This is a genomic window from Rhodococcus sp. NPDC049939, from assembly GCF_040656415.1.
In the GTDB taxonomy this organism is placed as follows: Bacteria; Actinomycetota; Actinomycetes; order Mycobacteriales; family Mycobacteriaceae; genus Rhodococcus_F.
Genome location: NZ_JBFAMC010000003.1, coordinates 182,727 through 201,407, shown reverse-complemented (window position 1 = coordinate 201,407; position 18,681 = coordinate 182,727). Strand labels below are relative to the sequence as shown.

The following is an 18,681-nucleotide window of genomic DNA, read 5'->3' as shown; positions in this document are numbered from 1 at the left end:
TCGGACTATCCGACCGTGTGTGGGCTGGGATCGGACAGGTAGCGCTGCACGATCGGTCCGAGCCAGGCGACGAGGTCGTCGATAGAGGTGGAGGCTATCGGCTCAATCCTGAGTTGGTAACGCGCGAACGCCAGCCCTGCCAACTGGCTGGCCACCAACTCGACGCGCAGCTCGGCATCGGCCGCCCCGAATTCGGCCGCGACCCGTTCTGCTAGCGGGCCGGCAAGACTGTCGTGCAACACCTTTCGTGCCAGTGGCTGGATATCGGCCGAACGCCACAACGCCAGTAGTGGCTCAAAAACGTCGCCTTGGTCCCAGTGCTCCAGGAAGCGGCGTACCAGCCTCGGACCGATCTGGTCAGTCCCCTCGTCCAGGAGCGTGGCCAGCTGGTGCAGTGGGTGCTCGGGACCCGCTAGCACCGACTCGGTGAACAGACCTTCCTTGCTGCCGAAGAAGTAATAGACGATTGCGACATCCACACCGGCGTCGGCGGCAATCGCACGCACGGCGGCTCGTTCGTACCCGTCGCGCATGAAACGTTCGCGCGCTGCGTCGATGATGCGCTGCCTATTCTGCTGGCCGGTGCGCCACCGACCCCGTCGTGCGGGTTCTGACATTCACGACAGCATACTTCAACACTCGTTGACCATTGCGTTGATTCGAGTGGAGAGTTATTCTTCAACAGTAGTTGAAGTATTTTTGGCAGCGCCTTCGGAAGGAGGCCCGGCATGAATACGGATTCGCGCGTCCGACGGCTTTGGTGGCGGCACCTGGCCACCATCCTGCTGGCGCCGGTCACGATGGCACTCGTCATTCCGGGGCTCATCGCGCTGTTTGCTGACGTCGGGATCCCCACCCTCAACTCCCCTCTGAGAGCTGCACTGCTGACAGTCGGTGTCCTACTGATCGCCGGCGGGTTGGGCCTATTGATCTGGACGGTGGTGCTGTTCGATCGAGTGGGCGAAGGCACGCTCGGTGCGGGAGAGTTGCTAGGCGAGCCGGTCAAGCTGGTCGTGCGCGGACCGTATCGGCACGTGCGGAACCCGATGATGAGTGGGGTGCTCTGCATCCTGCTCGGGGAGGCGGCCGTCACTGCGTCTGGTTGGTTACTGGTGTGGTTCGTGGTCTTCTTCGCCTTCATCGCGATCGGTATCCGGTTTTGGGAAGAGCCCCATTTGGCCAAGCGCTTCGGCAGCGAATACCTCGACTACCGCCGCAACGTTCCGCGCTGGATCCCACGAATATCGGCCTGGGATGGACCCAACTGATAGCCGTCTGACACTGGTGGCATGCCAACGGTTCGTGACTGCCACCGCCACGACTGGGCGCTTGTTCTACTGGGCGCTCGTTGTATCCGAGATCCCGGTACCGCTGCCTGCATTACGACTTCCGGCCGCCCGCGTGGGTGGCATTCCTGCGTCGACCCTCCACGTCCGCCCATATCGAGCCGTCATGCCATGCGATGTCTGCGCGTAACCTGGAAGTTTCTGCCACCACTTCTGGGAGGCGCCGGAATGGACGCCTGGAACATCAGAGATTTCGAACCCGAGGATCTAGAGGCTGTCGTCCGCATGGACAGCAGTTCGACCACGACGAACCAGTCACCGCTGTTCGCACTCTCTGATGTCGTCGGCAGCCTGCTCAATCGCCATCCGGCCGTCGTGGCGGTGACGGACGGACGCATCGTAGGGACCGCGGTCGGGCGTATCGACGAAGATCGCGCTTGGGTCATGAGGATCTCGCTGGACCCCAACTGGCGAAGGCGAGGGCTCGGCAGCGCACTGCTCTCGCAACTCGAACACCGACTGCACGCCAAAGGGGTGCGCCGGGTCACCGCACTCCTGCCCGACGGAGAGACCGGTGCTGCGGCTCTGACCAATTCCGGTTTTACCGCGCGCTCCGGCGTCACGTACTACGAGAAGGTCGGAACGGTGTCCCCGCGAGCCGCCGAGGTTCTGTCCCTACTCGGCGGTGCCGTACCGCCGGCCGGGCTGTGGATTCAGGTGGCCGGTATGGCCCGTGAGAAGTCGCTCATCGAACGAAAGATCGTGCTGCCTCTGTCCCGGCCGGAGTTGGCGGCCGACCACGGGGTGGCCCCGCCCCGGGCTGTGGTGCTTTTCGGGCCGCCTGGAACCGGGAAGACAACCTTTGCACGTGCCATCGCCAGTCGGCTGGGCTGGCCGTTCGTCGAGCTTTTTCCGTCACGCCTGGCGTCGAACGGGAACGGCCTGGCTGCTGGTCTCGGGCACGCATTCACGTCCATGGACGAACTCGAGCACGTCGTCGTCTTCATCGACGAGGTCGAGGAGGTCGCGGCCCAGCGACATCCTGGATCGCCGTCGGTCGGGGTTGTCAATGAACTGCTGAAGTCGATCGTCGGTTTCCGGGAACGCGCCGGGCGACTTCTGGTCTGCGCGACCAATTCCGTTCGCGTACTCGATGATGCGTTCCTGCGGCACGGACGTTTCGATTACGTATTGCCGATCGGCCCACCAGATGCCGAGGCTCGATTCTCGCTGTGGGAGCGCTACCTCGGCAAGGAACGAGTCGACATCTCGGCCCTCGTGGCCGCAACCGAGGGCTACACGCCTGCCGATGTGGCTCATGCAGCACGCACGGTCGCGCAGGCGACATTCGAACGCAGTGTCGACTCAGGCGGACGCTGCCACGCTGACACCCAGAACTACCTGGACGTCATCGCCGAGGTGCGTCCCACCCTCACCAATGAGATGGTGCGGGAATTCGGCGAGGATATCGTCAGTCACGCCCGCACCTGAGCTTCAGAGCTGTTCGATGAGTACTCGATGCTCGGCCACACGCCGGGGTCATCCTGGGTAGACGAAAACGTTTGCGCGGATGTTGGAGTGAAGGATCCGAAGACACCCATGCCGAAGATTCGATGGCACCAATTCTCACGATCTGGGTGAGCGCCGTAGTGTCCGAGACATGTCGATTCGTCGAAGCAGGCCAACTCGTATCGCGCTCGGAGTCTCTGTGTTGTCGTTTGGCGGGGCGGTGGTGTGGATGCTGTCTCTCGGTCTCGAAAGGGTCCCTGGGCAATACGACACCAGCGGCGGCGTCCACCGGTGGGACAGCACGGCCTACTTCCTGGGCGGAATGTGCGGAGTAGCAGCCTTGTTCCTCGCGATGTTCGGTGGTGCACGCTGGTTCATATCGAGGGTCCCTGCGTCAAGGATCAATCTGCCCAGCCGGTCCGCACACGCGTATTGGACTGCCGCGGAGCGGCGCGAGGCATTCAATGATGTGTTTGCGTCGGGCCTGGAAGCGGCCGGGGCTGCCATGATCATGATGTTCGCTACCATCGTTGTTCTTTCCGGTCTGACCGCGACCGGGACGATCGTGCCGGGTTGGGTTCTGGCGGCGGTCGTCGTGTTTTTCCTGGCGGCGGTTCTCGGTTCCTTCGTTTATATCTTTGCGCGGACCCGCGTACCGAAAGCTCACTGAACGGCCACATTCGGTGGTGGACGGCAACGGGAGCCGGGAAGTCGCCGATCGGAACCATTAATCGATTGCAAGACAGGGCGGGATGTTGATAATTTCGCACGGTTGCCGAAAGACCTCGTCCAGGTCCGTTGCGCCCCAAAGAGAAATGAGATTTGTGTCTACTCCCGCCCAGCTCGCGCCGAGTGCGCCTCGCTGCATCGACTGATCAGCCGTCCAGAAATACAGCACCGTCGTCCCTGAAGACGGTGCCAGGACGCGCCGTACCGGTGCCTTGATCCAGCAACACCCTCGTATCGCCGTAGTTATGCGGCTTGTGGGGTGGGCTATTTCGGCGAGGCCACTCGGCCTGCCCTTGCTGTCATCGCAGACCTCTTAGCAAGGAGCACCTCGGGTGTCCACCAATAAATCTCATTCGAGCACACCGAACAACGTTTTGAAGATCGGCACCTTCACCTGCACATGGTGCGGACTGACCGTGTCCACCGTCGACCGAGATGGCGTGCGACGAAACCACTGTCCGTCGTGCCTGCACTCCCAGCACGTTCTCGACCACATCGAGGGAGGCGCCAGCGACTGCCACGGCCGTATGCCACCCATCGCCATCGCCATGCACCGCACCGGTGAGTGGATGGTTATTCATCGATGTGTGCGTTGCGATGAACTGACCTCGAACCAGGTCTGCGCCGACGACAATCAGCTCATCTTGATGCGCACGGCGGTGCGACCGTTGGCACAGCCGCCGTTCCCGCTCGAATCGTTCGGTGACCTCTGATCAACCGGGAAGGAGGTGACCGCATGTCCAAACGCAATAAGAATCAACGCGTCCGTATGCAGGCCGGGCGACGGCCCCAACGGCGCAAGGATGTCCTGCACGGTCAGGGTGGGCACCGAACAAACGACTTCCGGTGCGTCGGCTGTCGACTGGACGTGTCCCTGGATGCGCCTGGGACCAGGCACCGCAACCACTGTCCGAATTGCCTGACCAGCCTGCATGTCGACCGTCGTGTCCCTGGCGACCGGGCAGCTTCTTGCCGCGGCCGAATGGAGGCGGTGAGCATATCCGTCCGGGACTCTGGTGAGTGGACGATCATCCACCAGTGCTTGTCATGCGGTGAGCTCAGCGCCAACCGCATCGCCGGCGACGACAACGCATTGGTTCTAGCGCGACTGGCGTTAAGACCGCTGCGAGACAACAACATCGCCCACCGCATGCTGATCGCGTTGTGATCTGGAACGCTGCCTCACACAGATAAGCAAGCGCTGTGGCTCGTTCCGATCGAAACCGGAACGAGCCATAGGCATGTGGGATGGTGTCCACCTGCCGATCTCAGCGTGAGATGGGAAGACTCAAAGACGACCCTGGTCTGAACAGGTCGGCGCACAGTCATGCGGACAATATGAACCGGACTCCCGCGTCAGTACCTGCACAAAGATACTGACCTGTCGCGTTTCCAGCCGCGGAAATGGAGACGCGACGACGCTTCGCGCATCCGGGGTCGGCTCCGAGCTAGCGACGATGCTCGGCCGCTTCATCATCGCGGCCGAGGTTTCGACCCGAGCTGAGATGCACCAATCTCCCGGACGGTACTAGTCTGAAGCTCGACGGTTAGCAAAAGTAAAGACTGGCGAACAGTCGGCAGGGATGGGGTGGACCTTGCCGCCTCGGAAATGACCATGCGCTGAGGGGCGCCGGCGGCAGTTGGAGGAGTTTATGTGTGGAATCGCCGGATGGGTGTCGTTCGAACGCGACCTTCGCATCGAGCAGGCCACCCTGGACGACATGACCGAGACGATGAGCTGCCGAGGGCCGGACGACCGCGGTACATGGGTCGTAGAGCATGCGGCGCTCGGCCATCGTAGGCTTGCCGTCATCGACCTGCCGGGCGGTCACCAGCCGATGAGTGTGGAGACCCCGGATGGTGCGGTGGCGATGGTCTACTCCGGTGAGACCTACAACTTCGGTGAGCTGCGAGAGGAACTGTACGGGCGCGGGCACCGGTTCCTCACGGACTCCGACACCGAGGTCGTCGTCCACGGCTACCTCGAATGGGGGGAGGCGGTCGCGGATCGCCTCAACGGCATGTACGCGTTTGCCATCTGGGATTCTCGCGTGGACACGCTGGTCATGATTCGCGACCGGATGGGTATCAAGCCGTTCTACTACTACGAGACGCCCGACGGCGTGTTGTTCGGTTCGGAACCGAAGGCGATCCTTGCGAACCCGATCGCCCCGCCGACGGTCACGACGGACGGTGTCCGGGAGATGTTCGCTTTCGTCAAATCACCGGGCCATGCGGTGTGGGACGGCATGAACGAGGTGGTTCCGGGCACCGTGGTCACGGTCTCTCGGGCCGGGCTGCGCAAACACGTGTACTGGTCCCTGCAGACGCTTCCGCACACCGACGACCGGGAGACCTCGGTGGCGCACGTCCGCGAACTCCTCGACGACATCGTGCGCAGGCAACTGGTCGCCGATGTGCCCCGCTGTACTTTGTTGTCCGGCGGCCTGGATTCCTCGTCGATGACCGCGATAGCGGCCGAGCAACTCGCCGAGGTGGGAGAGACAGTACGGTCGTTCTCCGTTGATTTCGTCGGTCAGACCGAACATTTCATCCCTGACGCATTGCGGGATGCCCCCGACACTCCATTCGTGCACGACGTTGCCAAACGCTCCCGGACCGACCACCGGGACATCGTGCTCGACTCCGAGCTTGTGGCGGACCCTGCTGCGCGACGACAGATGCTGATCGCACGCGACATCCCAGAGGGGGTAGGGGACATCGACACCTCGCTGTACCTGCTGTTCAAGGAGATCCGCAAGCATTCCACGGTGGCGCTGTCCGGTGAGTCGGCCGATGAGGTCTTCGGCGGATACAAGTGGTTCTTCGATCCGAAGGTGCGGGAGGCGAACACCTTTCCATGGCTCGTGCGATACGACGATCACTTCGGCGACGATCGTGACATCCTCACCCCGGAGCTCATGGCGGAGCTGAACATGGATGAGTACGTGCAGGATTCGTACGATTCCGCCGTGGCCTGCATCGACAGGCTCGACGGCGAGTCCGACTTCGAATGGCGTATGCGCAAGGTCTGCAATCTGCATCTGACGCGCTTCGTACGAATCCTGCTCGATCGCAAGGACCGCGCGAGTATGGCCGTCGGCCTCGAGGTTCGGGTGCCGTACTGCGACCATCGACTCGTCGAGTACGTATACAACACTCCGTGGTCGCTGAAGACTTTCGACGGCAAGGAAAAGTCACTGCTGCGGGCAGCGGCCCACGATGTGCTGCCGCAGTCGGTGATCGATCGCGTGAAGTCGCCGTACCCCTCCACCCAGGACCCCAAGTATGCGGTCGTACTGCAGCAGCAATGCAAGGATCTGCTTGCCGACCGCTCACACCCGGTGTTCGGACTGATCAGCCCGGATTGGCTGTCCCGAGCCGTGGCTGTAGATACCCCGCAGGTCACTCCGATGTCGCGGCGCGGGCTCGAGCGCACACTCGACGTCGCGGCGTGGATGGATATCTACAAGCCGACCCTCAAGCTGTTCTGATTGCTGGTCGGTACCAGCGATGATCGAGCGGCGTTATGGGTCAGGCTTCTGAGCTGATGCGGGTCCGCTTCCACATCGTTGCCACGGCGATCAGGCCGATACCGCACGTCAACGCCACGAAGTAGTACGGCGAGCGAAGGTCATTCGTCTGCCGGACGAGCCACGTGGCGACGTATGGTGCGGTGCCGCCTGCGATCACGACGGAGAGGTTGGTGGCCAGTGCGGTGCCGGTGTATCGGACCTCTCGGGGAAAGAGTTGCGGCGTGACGGTGAAGGACGCGACCTGCAGGAACGCCATGTTCACCATGATCAGGACATAGCCGAAGGCGGCGAGCGCGAGGCTACCGACGCCCATGAGCAGAAAAGCGGGGTAGGTTACGGCCGCGTACCCTACGAGGCCGATTGCGGCAACCTTCAGCGTGCCGATGCGGTCAGCGAGGCGCCCAGTGAACGGCATGAGGCCCACCGCCACGAGTGTGACGGCGGCGGTGATCCAGTACACCGGCGACCTTGCATAGTGCAGGTTGGTGACGAGGTAGATGCTGACGAACGTGGAACCGATGTAGGCCGCACCCTGAACGCCGATGCCGAGTGCGGTGGCCTGCAACAGCGACTTGGGGTGAGACTGCAGCGTAGAGAGCAGCGGGAACCCGTGCTTCCCGAGTGAGATGTTCTTGTCGATGTCCGGGAGACTGCGGCGCGCGATATAGCAGACAATGGTCAGTGGCAGCCCCACGAGGAACGGAATACGCCATCCCCATGTGTTCAGCTGGTCGGTGGCGAGCACCCCGGACACGATCCCGACGGCCGCCGCCGCGATAGCGAAGCCCCCGTTGGTGCCCATTGGGGTGAATGCCCCGTACCGTGCTCGCTGACCCGGTGGGGCAGCCTCCGCGATGACGGTCGCGGCGCCGCCCACTTCTCCGCCGGCGAAGAAGCCCTGCAAGAAGCGGATGCACACCAGCAGGATCGGTGCCAGCACGCCGGCCACCGCATAGGTCGGGAGGAGGCCGATAGCCGTATTCGCCAAACCGATTCCGATTACCGTGACCAGCAGAGCTTTTCGGCGCCCGTACTGGTCGCCGACCCAGCCGAAGAAGATCCCGCCAATCGGGCGGACCACATAGGACACAGCGAACACGGCCAATACCGCTAGTAGCGACGTGATCGGATCATCGGAGGGGAAGAACAGCGGCGCGATGATCGTGGAAACATAGCCGTAGAGCGCGAAATCGTAATACTCGATGAGGGTGCCGATGCCGCCGGCGAAGGCGACCCGACGGACTTCGGCGGGGGTGCGGACCGATGTCCGCTCGAGGTCGGAAAGGTCGGAGTCGTCTTCGCCGCCCAAGGCGGTGGCCTCGTCGCCAGCGCTCATGATGTTACTCCCGGGTTGTCGGCGAGGTAGTCGCAAACAGTGTCGTCAAAGGACTTCTCGGCTGTGAGCTCGAGGGCGTGGGCTCGAGAGGCACGGAATTCAGGGGCTAGCTCTGCACGATTGCGCCGATGTCGGGGCCATCTGTCCAGTGGATCAAGGTGCTCGAGGCCCACCCGTCGAGTTCGACGCTGATCGGCGACTGCCCCTTCCGCCAGGTACGCGTCCGCACGAACGACGAACCGGCTCGTTACACAGAGCGCCTGCCCGCACCTTCGGCCTCCAGAATCGCTAGTACGGCGCCGCGGAAATCGTCGTTCTCAGCGGTGTCGAGGACGGCCACCCGCCCTGCACGTGTTCCCGGGCCGATTGTTTGGTCAGGCGGATGTCGTCCTAGGTCAGGATACGGTGCGCAGCGTTTTTCGCCATTCGACAACCTCGGCGACGTGGGGCGAGGGTTCGAAGAGTTGGGTACAAAGCTGGTTCGGGTCCAGGTGCTCGCGGGACTCTTTGCGTGGCTGGTTGCGGTACTACATTCTGCCGCTGAGCAAGTCGAGTTCGGCAAGCATGTGCATCACCTCGTCGTGGTGCTGATTCGTCGCCGCCTACGAGGGGTCGGTCACCGCTCGCACGTGCCACCAGCACGATCCAGCCGTACCACGATGCGAAAACCACCGTCACAACCCAGCTCGCCTGCGTTCCTCACGGGGGTCGGCCCCGGCGTGTGTGGCCCGCCGGGAAGCGAGCCACGCCTACACGTGAGCGGTCAGAGTCGCTCGATGATGGTGGCGTTAGCGGTTCCGCCGCCCTCGCACACGGTCTGCAGCCCGTAGCGGCCGCCGGTGCGCTCGAGTTCGTTCAGCAGCGTCGCCATCAGTTTCGTGCCGGTGGCACCGAGGGGGTGTCCGAGAGCGATCGCTCCGCCGTTGACGTTCACCCTCGCCGGGTCTGCGCCGATCTCCTTGATCCATGCGAGTACCACGGGCGCAAATGCCTCGTTGATTTCGATCAAGTCGATGTCGTCGATGCTCAGCCCCGTCTTCTCCAGTGCATACTGCGTCGCCGGGATCGGCGCGGTGAGCATGAAGATCGGGTCGGCACCACGGGCGCTGAGGTGATGAATACGGGCACGGGGCTTCAGGTCGAATCGCTCGACAGCTTGGGGCGACGCCAGCAGCAACGCGCTTGCTCCATCGGAGATCTGGCTCGCAACCGCTGCTGTGAGGCGGCCCCCCTCGGTGAGCGGCTGCAGGGATGCCATCTTCTCGAGGCTCGTCTCCCGTGGCCCCTCGTCAGTCGTCACTCCACCCACTGGGACGACCTCGTTGTCGAACCGCCCCTCCGCGATCGCGGCCCGCGCCCGTTCGTGGCTCCGCAGCGCCCAGCGTTCGAGATCTTCGCGACTGAGGTCCCATTTCTCGGCGATCAGTTCGGCTCCGCGGAACTGTGACACCTCCTGGTCGCCGTACCGCTCGGTCCAGCCGGTCGACCCGCCGAACGGGGTGTCGAACCCATACTGCTGTCCGACGACCATCGCCGACGCGATCGGGATCTGACTCATGTTCTGCACACCGCCTGCGACGATGAGGTCTGCAGTGCCGCTAAGGATCGCCTGTGCTCCGAAATGCACGGCCTGCTGGCTCGACCCACACTGCCTGTCGACGGTGACCCCCGGAACCTCTTCCGGATATCCGGCCGCCAGCCACGCCGTTCGTGCAATGTTGCCCGCTTGCCCGCCGATCGCGTCGACACACCCGAAGACGACGTCGTCTACCGTCGCCGGGTCCACCCCGGTCCGCTCGACGATTGCCCGGATCACGTGTGCACCAAGGTCGGCAGGGTGGATACCCGCCAGGCCGCCGTTCTTCTTGCCGATCGGTGTACGAACGGCGTCGACGATGTACGCCTCGGTCATGGGAAGCTCCTAGTCAGTTATGAGGACTCGCGAGTCCGTCGAGGACGATCGAGAGGTATTGCTTGGCCACGGTGTCGGCCGTGATCGATCCACCGGGCCGGTACCAGCGCACGGACACCCAAGCGGTGTCGCGCAGGAATCGGAAGGCAAGTTCGATGTCGATGTCGGGCCGGAAGCTGCCGTCCTTCACGCCGGCCTCGAGCACGCCCATCCACAGCTCTCGGAACTCGGTTTTCAGATCGGACAGATAGGCGAAGCGCTCGTTGGTGACGAGGTGCTTCACCTCGTCCTGATAGATCGCGACGGCAGAGTGCGATGCATCGATCGCATCGTACGACGTGGTCACCAGTGCCTGAAGCATCGCGCGGTTGTCGAGTCCGGATGCGACGATCTCGCGGTACTTCCCGAACAGGTCGTCGAGGAAGCTCCGTAGAATCTCGTCGACCATCGATTCCTTGGAATCGAAGTGGTGATAGAGGCTGCCCGACAGAATGCCGGCGGCATCGGCAATGTCTCGGACAGTCGTAGCCCGCAGGCCGCGTTCAGCGAACAATTCGGCCGCGATAGAGAGCAACTCGGCCCTGCGTGCGCTCTTGCCTGCCGAGTCGGCGTTGTCCTGCGGTGAGGTCATCGTCTCATTCTATCAACCAAGCGCTTGCTAGGTAGCAAACCGAATGCCCGGTGTGAAGTCGTCTACGCACGTTGCGAGGAGATCGAGACGACCTCACCGGTGAGGTAGGTGGTGTAGCCGCTGGCGAGCATCGCGATGGTCGCGGCGATCTCCCACACCTCGGCAGCTCGGCCGAAGGCCTCGGCGGACGCCAGTTCGTCGAGGAGTTTCTCACTGGTCACCTTCGCGAGGAATGCATGCCGGGCAATCGACGGGGCGACGGCATTGATGCGTACGCCGTACTCCGCGGCCTCGATCGCACTACACCGGGTCAACGCCATGACACCGGCTTTCGCAGCGGCGTAGTGCGCCTGCGAATGCTGTGCCCGCCACCCGAGAACCGAAGCGTTGTTCACCACGACACCGGTGTGCGGAACGTCCTTGAAGTAGCGCAACGCCGCACGGGTGGCTCGGAACGTTCCGTTCAACGTGATGTCGAGGACTCGGTCCCACTCTTCGTCGGTCATGTCGACAAGGGGCGTTTCGCCGCCGAGCCCGGCGTTGTTGATCAGTACGTCGATCCGGCCCAGTTTCTCAGCTGCACCACCGACGAGGGCGTTCACTTGCTCCGTGCTCGACACATCGCACGCAATGGACTCGACCACCTGTCCGGCGAACTCTGCCGCCAACTTCTCCCGAGTCTCCCCGAGCCTTCGCTCGTGCCAGTCCGACACCACGACGTCGGCGCCCTCGACAAGGGCCCTGCGCGCGGAGGCGAACCCGATACCCGTCCCGGCGGCGGCGGTGACGACGACCTTCTTGCCCTTCAACAGGTCATGTCCAGCCGTCTCGACGGGCGCGACGGCAAGTGGTGAGCTCGTCAGGGCGTCAGTAGCTTTGTTCACGGTCGTGCCTCTCGGGGAAGTCCGAGCACGCGCTCGGAGATGATGTTGCGCTGGACCTCGTTGGATCCGCCGTAGATCGTGTCGGCACGGGTGAAGAGAAACAGCCGCTGCCATTCGTCCAGTTCCAGATGCTCGGGGTCTGCGATGTTCGAACCCGGACCCATCGGTGCGAGCAGCGACGGCGCCGACCGAACGTCCATCGCCAGCTGTCCGAGGTCGCGGTGCCAGTTGGCCCAAAGCAGTTTGGCAACTGACGCTTCCGAGCCGGAGGTTCCCGCTTCGAGCGTGCGCATGGCATGGGCCCGCATCACGCGAAGTCCTATCCAGGCGCGGGCGATCTTCTCTCGAATGTTCGGATCATTGTCTGCACCATTGGCTTTCGCGAGTTCGACAATGCCGTGCAATTCCCTCGCGAACCCGATTTGCTGACCGAGGGTGGAGACGCCCCGCTCGAAGGTCAGCAACGCCATCGCGACCCGCCAGCCGTCACCCGGCTCCCCGACCACCAGATCTGCGTCCGTGCGTGCGTCGTCGAAGAACACCTCGTTGAACTCGGACGTGCCGGTGAGTTGTTGGATCGGGCGGACGGTCACTCCTGGCTGGTCCAGCGGAACCAGCAGGAAACTGAGACCCTGATGCCGCTTCGAACCCGGTTCGGTGCGGCACAACACGAACGCCCATTGGGCGACATGCGCAAGGGACGTCCATATCTTCTGCCCGTTGATCACCCACCGGTCACCTTCGAGCCGTGCGGTCGTAGCGACGTTGGCGAGGTCGGAGCCCGCACCCGGTTCGGAGTAACCCTGCGCCCACAGTTCGGTCACTGTCTTGATGCCGGGAAGGAAGCGGCGCTTCTGTTCCTCGGTGCCGAACTCGATGAGCGTCGGGCCGAGCAGCTCCTCACCGATATGGCTGACTCGCGCCGGCGCTCCCGACTTCGCGTATTCCTGATGGAACAGCACTTGCTGCGACAACGTCGCTCCACGGCCGCCGTACTCCTTCGGCCAGCCAAGGCAGGTCCATCCCGCTGCGGCGAGGTGCCGATCCCAAGCAAGTCGTTCCTCGAAGAACTCGTGCTCGCTTCCGGGCCCGCCCTTGCCTCTGAGACGGGCGAAGTCCCCGGTCAGGTTGTCTGCCAACCAAGTCCTGACGGTCGTCGAAAAATCGTCGTCAGTGATCCGTTCGTCCGGGCTCTCGCTCTGGTCCACGTCTGTAAGATAACCTACCAAGCACTTGCTAGGTAGGGAGCTCAGTGATCGAACACCCGACAACCACCCCGTCCGCGCTCAGGCGGGCCGCCCGCGACTTCGGTGAACTCACAGCCGTGGTAGACCATGGCGTCCAACTGACTTTCACACAACTGCACGATCTTGTTTGCGATTTCGCCGCGGCGCTGTGCGCACGCGGAGTGCAACCCGGTGAGCGCGTGGCCATTTGGTCACCGAACACATACCACTGGGTGATCGCGGCCCTGGGCACCCACTACGCGGGTGCCACGCTGGTGCCGATCAACACGCGCTATACCGCGACCGAGGCACTCGACATCCTCGAGCGCACCAAGCCATCCGGCCTCGTGGTCGTCGACAACTTCCTCGGTACCGACCGCTACGCCTCGCTTCGAAATGCATCGGCCCTCGACATTCCCACAGTCGTCCAGGTGCCGATCACCGACGACGACACTGACAGCGGACCCCCTTCACCCGAGTTACTGGCCTTCGGCGACTTTCTCGCCCTCGCCACCGACCAGTGGCGAGACGAAGCGAACGCTCGCGCCGATTCCGTCTCCGCCGACGACATCGCCGACGTGATGTTCACGTCGGGCACCACGGGCAAGAGCAAGGGGGTCATGAGCGCGCATCGGCAGACGGTGGGCGCCGCCGCGGTGTGGGTCGAGTGCGCGGAGGTCACATCACGGGACAACTACCTGATCGTCAACCCGTTCTTCCATACCTTCGGGTACAAGGCAGGCATCTTGGTCTGCCTACTCAGCGGTGCGACCATCGTCCCCATGGCGGTGTTCGACGTGGCAGAAGTGATGGCAGCAGTGCAAGCGAAGCAGATCACCGTGCTGCCGGGCGCCCCGACTATCTTCCAGAGCATTCTCGATCACCCAGACCGCCCGAACTACGAACTGTCGAGCCTGCGGATAGCTGTGACGGGAGCCGCCGCGGTTCCAGTGGTGCTCGTCGAACGCATGCAGTCCGAACTGAGTTTCGACGCCGTCCTCACCGCCTACGGTCAGACCGAAGCGGCGATGATCACGATGTGCCGCACGGACGACGATCCGATAACCGTCTCCACCACATCGGGCCGCGCCGTCCCCGGTATGGAGGTGCGGATCGGTGATCAGGGTGAGATTCTCGTGCGTGGCGAGGGTGTGATGCTCGGGTACCTAGACGACCCGGAGACAACCGCCAAGACGATAGACCCAGATGGTTGGCTGCACACAGGCGACGTGGGCACCCTCGACGACCGCGGCTATGTCGATATCACCGACCGCCTCAAGGACATGTACATCTCGGGTGGCTTCAACGTCTATCCGACAGAGGTGGAGAACGCGCTCGCCCGACTAGAGGGCGTCGCCGAATCCGCGGTCATCGGAATCCCCGACCCGCGCATGGGAGAGGTGGGACGCGCCTTCATCGTTCGCCGCGACGGCATCACCGAGGACGAGGTGATCGCATACTGCCGGGAGCACCTGGCCAACTTCAAAGTCCCCCGCTCGGTGCGGTTCGTGGATTCCCTGCCCCGGAACCCTTCCGGGAAGGTAATGAAGAACATTCTGCGTGAGGAGAAAATATGACGGTCCCCGACGAGGGTGACGTCGTCACCTACGAGGTACGCGACGGCGTCGCATTCGTGACCCTCAACCGCCCCGATTACCGAAATGCCCAGAACTCGGTGATGACCTACGCTCTCGACGCCGCGTTCGAACAGGCCGTCGAGGACGACGACGTGAAGGTGATCGTTCTCGCCGGCAACGGGAAGCACTTCTGCGCAGGCCACGACATCGGCACCCCTGGGCGCGACCACCATGTCCACTACGAAAACAAGGCCGTCATGTGGTGGGACCACGTCGACAAGCCGGGCGGTGATCAGCGTTTCGCCCGCGAGATGGAGGTCTATCTCGGGATGTGCCGCCGCTGGCGGGAAATCCCGAAGCCGACCATCGCGATGGTCCAAGGGGCATGCATCGCCGGCGGACTGATGCTGGCATGGGTTTGCGACCTGATCGTGGCGTCGGATGATGCGTTCTTCTCCGATCCAGTCGTACGCATGGGCATTCCCGGGGTCGAGTACTTCGCGCACCCGTGGATGTTGGGGCCGCGATTCGCGAAGGAAATCCTCTACACGGGTGACCGTTTCACCGCCCAGCGGGCCTACGAGGTGGGCATGGTCAACCGGGTAGTCCCTCGTGAGGATCTCGAGAAAGAGACACTCGCAATTGCCGAACGCATTTCGGCGATGCCGCGATTCGGGCTGGCGCTGACGAAGAAGGCCGTCAATCAGTGCGAAGACCAGATGGGCATGCGCAACGGCATGGACTCCGTCTTCGGCCTGCATCATTTCGCGCACGCGCACAACGCAGAGGTCGGCACCGATTCACTCGCCGGCATGAACGCCAAGTCCATGGCGGCGGGTGCTCGCAATTCGAGCGAGGGGGCGAAGTAGGTGGACCTCGACTTCGACGACGCCACCCTCGCCTTCCGCGACGAAGTCCGGACGTTCTTGCGCGAGAATGTTCCTGCAGTGCCGCTTCCCTCGATGGACACAGCCGAGGGGTTCGAAGCCCATCGTGAGTGGGAACGCACGCTCGCCGATGCCCGGTTGTCGGTGGTGTCCTGGCCGCGCGATCTCGGCGGACGCGATGCGTCCTTGTTGGAATGGGTGGTCTTCGAGGAGGAGTACTACCGCTCCGGTGCGCCAGGACGAGTCAGCCAGAACGGAATCTTCCTGCTGGCACCGACCCTGTTCGAGCATGCCAGCGCCGAGCAGCTCACCCGCATCATGCCGCGCATGGCCCGCGCCGACGACATCTGGGCTCAGGCATGGTCCGAACCGGAGGCAGGCAGCGATCTCGCGTCACTGCGATCGACCGCCCATCGCGTCGACGGAGGGTGGGTGCTGAACGGACAGAAGACCTGGAGTTCCCGGGCGAGCTTTGCTGATTGGGGCTTCGGGCTGTTTCGCTCCGATCCCGAAGCGCAGCGGCACAGGGGCATCACGTACTTCATGTTCGACTTGCGCTCGAAAGGCGTAACAGTCCGGCCGATCGATCAACTCGACGGCGAACCTGGCTTCGCAGAGATATTCCTCGAGGATGTCTTCGTCCCGGACGACCCCGACCATCCCGGCGAGTCCGGGGTGATCGGCGGCGTGAACGAGGGGTGGCGCGTCGCGATGAGCACGGCATCCAACGAACGCGGGCTGTCGCTGCGCAGTCCGGGCCGGTTTCTCGCCACGGTCGATCGTCTCGTAGAGCTGTTCGAGACCACCCGGCAAACAGACGACACCGCGATGCGGAACCGTATCGCGGACGCCTGGATCGGCGCCCGCGCATACCAACTCAGCACATTCGGCACCGTCACCCGACTCGCAGAGGGCGGGCATTTGGGCGCCGAATCATCGATCAACAAGGTGTTCTGGTCCGAGTGGGACATCGCCACCCACGAGACCGCGCTCGAGCTGCAGGGTGCCTCGGCCGAACTCGCCGACAACTGGATGGACGGCTACCTGTTCTCGCTGTCGGGACCGATCTACGCAGGCACCAACGAGATCCAGAAGAACGTGATCGCCGAGCGACTGCTCGGACTACCGAAGGGGGACCGGTGAGGTTCGCACTCGATTCCTCTCACACCGACTTCGCGTCCAGCATCGACGCGCTGCTGACGAAGGCCGACATGCCGCAAGTGGTCCGCGCATGGAGCACCGGCGATACCGGACCGGGCCTCGAGCTGTGGCAGCGCCTCGCCGAAACCGGCGTCAACGCATTGATGGTTCCGGAGGAGAACGACGGACTCGGTGCCGATGCCGTCGACCTCGTGGTCGCGGTCGAACAGCTCGGACGTCACGCCGTTCCCGGTCCGGTGGCGGAGACCCTTGCCGTCGCCCCTGCCCTACTCGCACAGGTGGCGCCTGACAAGTTGCCCGCGTTGGCATCCGGATCGCTCGCCACCATTGCGGCACCTCCACACGTGCCGTTCGCTGTCGATGCCGAGTCTGCCGATATCGTCCTGCTGGTCGACGGCTCGACCATCCGTCTGGGCGAACCGGGTTCAGCTCAGGCGTCGGTCGACCGGTCGCGGCGACTGTTCTCGCTCACCGAGTCGGAAGTGTTGGGCGAGGGCGATTTCATGCCCGCATTCGACTTGGGCGTCCTCGCGACCGCGGCCCAGTTACAGGGGCTCGGCCAAACCCTGCTCGAGGTCACCACCGACTACGCGAAGCAGCGCAAGCAGTTCGGCAGGGTCATCGGAAGCTTCCAGGCCATCAAACATCACCTGGCCGATGTCGCGGTCGGGCTGGAAATGTCGAGGCCGCTACTGTTCGGTGCCGCGCTTTCCGTCCGCGACGGTGCCCCCGACGCAGCCCGCGACACTTCGGCCGCCAAGGTGGCATGCGGCGACGCCGCCTATCGCGCCGCACGAGTCGCACTGCAGGTGCACGGCGCCATCGGATACACCCAGGAACACGACCTGTCGCTGTGGCTCACGAAGGTTCGAGCGCTCGTGACGGCTTGGGGCACACCTGCGTTCCATCGCGGGCGCGTTGTCGATTCGCTGGCGGGCGCCTCATGACTTTCGACAACGAAGAGCGGGCCGCGCTCAGGTCCTCGGTCCGGGATCTGCTGTCCAAGCGTTCGAACTCGGCCGCCGTCCGCCGGGCTGTCACCACCGAACACGGCTACGACGAGGCGTTGTGGGCCACCCTGTGCGAACAGATCGGCGTCGCCGCACTCGCAATCCCCGAAAAGTACGACGGGGTCGGCGCGTCGCTGTTGGAAACGCATGTCGTGCAAGAAGAGCTGGGACGGACACTGACGCCGTCGCCGATGCTGGGCAGCGCAGTTCTCGCCGCCCAGGCTCTCTTGCTATCGGGTGACGACGAAGCCTGCGCGCGCCTTCTGCCTGGCATCGCGGCGGGCTCGGTGGCCGCACTCTGCTGGGCGGGCCCGGCCGGCTGGAGTGGTTTCGGCGTGTCAGCTGCGAACTGCAAGCTGTCCGGGACCGCGTCATATGTTCTGGGCGGCGAAGTCGCGGACGTGCTGTTGGTACTCACCGCCGACGGTTTGTTCGAGGTCGATCCGGCCACGGACGGCGTGAGCCGTCGCCGCGTTCCGACGATGGACCCGACGCGGGCTCTTTCGGAAGTGCGCTTCGACGATGCCTCGGCGCGCAAGCTCTCCTCCCCCACCGACCTCGTCGAGCAACTACGCGCGGTGATGCTTACCGCCCTGTCGGCGGAACAGGTCGGCGCGGCGTCATCGGCACTCGAACAGACGGTGGAGTACGCGAAGTCACGCAAGCAGTTCGGACGGGCGATCGGTTCCTTCCAGGCGCTCAAGCACCGCATGGCCGACATGTACGCGCTGGTCGAGACGGCACGCTCGATGTCGTACGCCGCGGCGCTGTCGGGAACGCACGAGGACGCCGTCATCGCGAAGGTGTACTGCTCGGAGGCACTACAGCAAGTCGCGGCCGAGGCCATCCAGCTGCAGGGTGGAATCGCCATCACCTGGGAACACGACACGCAGCTCTACTTCAAGCGGGCCCACGGCTCTGCGCAGTTGTTCGGCCAGCCGAGGGAGTTCCTGCCGGGGCTGGCCGAGGCCGCGGGCCTGTAGACGATCGCTCCGAC

Annotated in this window: 17 protein-coding genes; 11 read left to right on the top strand and 6 right to left on the bottom strand. The window is 63.7% G+C overall.

The window, feature by feature from the left end; translation table 11 throughout:
- Positions 1-5 precede the first annotated feature (5 nt).
- Positions 6-617 (bottom strand): TetR family transcriptional regulator, encoded by a 612-nt coding sequence (locus AB0I57_RS13190; RefSeq protein ID WP_358335471.1) that lies wholly within the window; start codon positions 615-617, stop codon positions 6-8.
- A 111-nt stretch (positions 618-728) separates the two neighbouring features.
- Here AB0I57_RS13190 and AB0I57_RS13185 point away from each other — a divergent pair, with 111 nt between their 5' ends.
- The 6 genes from AB0I57_RS13185 to asnB all read left to right on the top strand — a co-directional run bounded on the left by AB0I57_RS13185 (position 729) and on the right by asnB (position 7,018).
- The gene (locus tag AB0I57_RS13185) at positions 729-1,268 is read left to right on the top strand and encodes an isoprenylcysteine carboxylmethyltransferase family protein (protein WP_358335468.1); all 540 of its coding nucleotides are present in this window, start codon (positions 729-731) and stop codon (positions 1,266-1,268) included.
- Positions 1,269-1,514: 246 nt separating this feature from the next.
- Complete coding sequence (locus AB0I57_RS13180) at positions 1,515-2,777, top strand: GNAT family N-acetyltransferase (RefSeq protein WP_358335466.1); 1,263 nt, start codon at positions 1,515-1,517, stop codon at positions 2,775-2,777.
- 169 nt (positions 2,778-2,946) lie between these two features.
- On the top strand, positions 2,947-3,465 hold the full coding sequence (locus tag AB0I57_RS13175; protein ID WP_358335463.1) for a hypothetical protein: 519 nt from the start codon (positions 2,947-2,949) through the stop codon (positions 3,463-3,465).
- A 391-nt stretch (positions 3,466-3,856) separates the two neighbouring features.
- Positions 3,857-4,237, top strand: coding sequence for an RNHCP domain-containing protein (locus AB0I57_RS13170; protein WP_358335460.1), 381 nt, complete (start codon positions 3,857-3,859; stop codon positions 4,235-4,237).
- 23 nt (positions 4,238-4,260) lie between these two features.
- Positions 4,261-4,692 (top strand): RNHCP domain-containing protein, encoded by a 432-nt coding sequence (locus tag AB0I57_RS13165; protein ID WP_358335459.1) that lies wholly within the window; start codon positions 4,261-4,263, stop codon positions 4,690-4,692.
- 484 nt (positions 4,693-5,176) lie between these two features.
- Positions 5,177-7,018 (top strand): asparagine synthase (glutamine-hydrolyzing), encoded by a 1,842-nt coding sequence (gene asnB / locus AB0I57_RS13160; RefSeq protein ID WP_358335456.1) that lies wholly within the window; start codon positions 5,177-5,179, stop codon positions 7,016-7,018.
- 40 nt (positions 7,019-7,058) lie between these two features.
- Here asnB and AB0I57_RS13155 read toward each other — a convergent pair whose 3' ends face one another.
- The 5 genes from AB0I57_RS13155 to AB0I57_RS13135 all read right to left on the bottom strand — a co-directional run bounded on the left by AB0I57_RS13155 (position 7,059) and on the right by AB0I57_RS13135 (position 13,031).
- A complete protein-coding gene (locus AB0I57_RS13155) occupies positions 7,059-8,396 on the bottom strand; it encodes an MFS transporter (protein ID WP_358335453.1) in 1,338 nt (445 codons plus the stop codon).
- Between the two features lie 763 nt (positions 8,397-9,159).
- The gene (locus tag AB0I57_RS13150; RefSeq protein WP_358335451.1) at positions 9,160-10,308 is read right to left on the bottom strand and encodes an acetyl-CoA C-acetyltransferase; all 1,149 of its coding nucleotides are present in this window, start codon (positions 10,306-10,308) and stop codon (positions 9,160-9,162) included.
- Between the two features lie 13 nt (positions 10,309-10,321).
- The gene (locus AB0I57_RS13145; protein WP_358335448.1) at positions 10,322-10,939 is read right to left on the bottom strand and encodes a TetR/AcrR family transcriptional regulator; all 618 of its coding nucleotides are present in this window, start codon (positions 10,937-10,939) and stop codon (positions 10,322-10,324) included.
- 62 nt (positions 10,940-11,001) lie between these two features.
- Complete coding sequence (locus tag AB0I57_RS13140) at positions 11,002-11,802, bottom strand: SDR family oxidoreductase (RefSeq protein ID WP_358336421.1); 801 nt, start codon at positions 11,800-11,802, stop codon at positions 11,002-11,004.
- Between the two features lie 17 nt (positions 11,803-11,819).
- Entirely contained in the window at positions 11,820-13,031 is a 1,212-nt protein-coding gene (locus AB0I57_RS13135) for an acyl-CoA dehydrogenase family protein (RefSeq protein WP_358335445.1), read from the bottom strand.
- Between the two features lie 44 nt (positions 13,032-13,075).
- On the opposite strand from AB0I57_RS13135, the gene fadD3 reads away from it, so the two are divergent.
- The 5 genes from fadD3 to AB0I57_RS13110 are packed head-to-tail and all read left to right on the top strand — an operon-like array spanning position 13,076 to position 18,667.
- Positions 13,076-14,626 carry a 3-[(3aS,4S,7aS)-7a-methyl-1,5-dioxo-octahydro-1H-inden-4-yl]propanoyl:CoA ligase gene (gene fadD3, locus AB0I57_RS13130; protein ID WP_358335442.1) on the top strand — a complete coding sequence of 517 codons (1,551 nt, stop codon included), beginning with the start codon at positions 13,076-13,078 and terminating at the stop codon, positions 14,624-14,626.
- A complete protein-coding gene (locus AB0I57_RS13125; protein WP_358335439.1) occupies positions 14,623-15,495 on the top strand; it encodes an enoyl-CoA hydratase in 873 nt (290 codons plus the stop codon). The genes fadD3 and AB0I57_RS13125 overlap by 4 nt, the downstream gene beginning before the upstream one ends.
- The gene (locus tag AB0I57_RS13120; RefSeq protein WP_358335436.1) at positions 15,496-16,656 is read left to right on the top strand and encodes an acyl-CoA dehydrogenase family protein; all 1,161 of its coding nucleotides are present in this window, start codon (positions 15,496-15,498) and stop codon (positions 16,654-16,656) included.
- A complete protein-coding gene (locus AB0I57_RS13115; RefSeq protein WP_358335432.1) occupies positions 16,653-17,621 on the top strand; it encodes an acyl-CoA dehydrogenase family protein in 969 nt (322 codons plus the stop codon). The genes AB0I57_RS13120 and AB0I57_RS13115 overlap by 4 nt, the downstream gene beginning before the upstream one ends.
- Positions 17,618-18,667 carry an acyl-CoA dehydrogenase family protein gene (locus AB0I57_RS13110; protein WP_358335429.1) on the top strand — a complete coding sequence of 350 codons (1,050 nt, stop codon included), beginning with the start codon at positions 17,618-17,620 and terminating at the stop codon, positions 18,665-18,667. The genes AB0I57_RS13115 and AB0I57_RS13110 overlap by 4 nt, the downstream gene beginning before the upstream one ends.
- Positions 18,668-18,681 lie beyond the last annotated feature (14 nt).